The organism is Streptosporangium sp. NPDC006007 (assembly GCF_040614315.1).
Lineage (GTDB): Bacteria > Actinomycetota > Actinomycetes > Streptosporangiales > Streptosporangiaceae > Streptosporangium.
Genome location: NZ_JBEXUG010000016.1, coordinates 1 through 1,673 on the forward strand (window position 1 = coordinate 1; position 1,673 = coordinate 1,673).

The following is a 1,673-nucleotide window of genomic DNA, read 5'->3' on the forward strand; positions in this document are numbered from 1 at the left end:
CACCCGGTTACATTCCGAACCCGGAAGTTAAGCTCTTCAGCGCCGATGGTACTGCACCGGGGACGGTGTGGGAGAGTAGGTCGCCGCCGGACAATCTTTAGAGGAAGGGTCACCCCTCTTGGGGGTGGCCCTTTTTCGCGTTCCCGGGGGAGGTTTCTTGGGGGAGGGGCGGGTTTCCCCGGCGGGGGGTGACCCCCGGGAGGGGCGTGTGGTGGGTGTCGGTGCGGGGGCGACGCGGTGAACCGCCTGGGCATGGCCTGAGGAGCTAGATTTTGATCGGGAGTGTTGCTTCTGATCAACTTCGAACGCAGCGGTATAGGGCTTACGGAGTTTGAGGAGCTTGCTAGGCTGGAGGGGCCGGGCCACCCCACCGCGGGTGGCCTTCGTCGCGCCAGACCACCATAGGGCGGGGCAGTGATAGCGAACGGGGCGCACCCCGCGGCCGGAGACCGCCCGCACAGCGAATCGTCCCACCCGTTCGGGAAACGGGACGCGCTCGCCGAGTGAGCAAACGAATGGATCCAGAAGTGAACAGTGATAACGGGCGTGACGGCGCGGGCCGGCGCGAAGAAGGCGAAAACCGCGGTTCTGGCGGTCATGGAGGCGACCGCGGCGATCGCGCGGGCAACGACAGGGGGCGTCCGGGAGACGGTCCCCGATACGGCGAGCGCCGCGAAGGGCGTCCAGGAGGAGCATACGGTTCCCGCGATCGAGGCGATCGCCCAACCGGTGGCTACCGAGACAACCGTAGTGGAGGCGGACGACCTCCCTCCGGCCGTGATGACCGTCCGGGGGGCGGCGAGCGCCGTTCGTACGGTGACCGTGATCAGGCCCGTGGCGGTTCATACGGTTCGCGTGATCGGGGCGATCGTCCGTCGTTCAACCGTGATGACCGTTCCGGTGGTGGGCGGCCTGCTTATCAGGGTGATCGTCGCGGTGGCGATCGTCCGTCCTACAACCGCGATGACCGTTCCGGTGGTGGCCGTCCGTCCTACAACCGTGATGACCGTCCGGGTGGCGGCGAGCGCCGTTCGTATGGTGACCGTGATCAGGCCCGTAGTCAGTACGGTCCGCGTCCTGACGGTGGTGACCGTCCTCGGTTCAACCGTGATGACCGTCCCGGTGGTGGGCGGCCTCCCTTCAACCGTGATGATCGTCCGGGTGGGGGGTATCGCGACAATCGCGGTGGCGATCGTCCGTCCTACAACCGTGATGACCGTCCGGGGGGCGGCGAGCGCCGTTCGTACGGTGACCGTGATCAGGCCCGTGGCGGTTCATACGGTTCGCGTGATCGGGGCGATCGTCCGTCGTTCAACCGTGATGACCGTTCCGGTGGTGGGCGGCCTGCTTATCAGGGTGATCGTCGCGGTGGCGATCGTCCGTCCTACAACCGCGACGACCGTTCCGGTGGTGGCCGTCCGTCCTACAACCGTGATGACCGTCCGGGTGGCGGCGAGCGCCGTTCGTATGGTGACCGTGATCAGGCCCGTAGTCAGTACGGTCCGCGTCCTGACGGTGGTGACCGTCCTCGGTTCAACCGTGATGATCGTCCGGGTGGGGGGTATCGCGACAATCGCGGTGGCGATCGTCCGTCCTACAACCGTGATGACCGTTCCGGTGGTGGGCGGCCTGCTTATCAGGGTGATCGTCCCGGTGGTGGGCGGCCTCCTTTA

Annotated in this window: 1 protein-coding gene and 1 rRNA gene; both read left to right on the forward strand. The window is 66.5% G+C overall.

From position 1 onward, the window contains the following. Positions 1 to 92, forward strand: a 5S ribosomal RNA gene (rrf, locus tag ABZ194_RS14925); the annotation flags it as partial. A 454-nt stretch (positions 93 to 546) separates the two neighbouring features. Then, on the forward strand, positions 547 to 1,673 hold a 1,127-nt coding region (locus ABZ194_RS14930; protein WP_355596301.1), incomplete at its 3' end, for a hypothetical protein.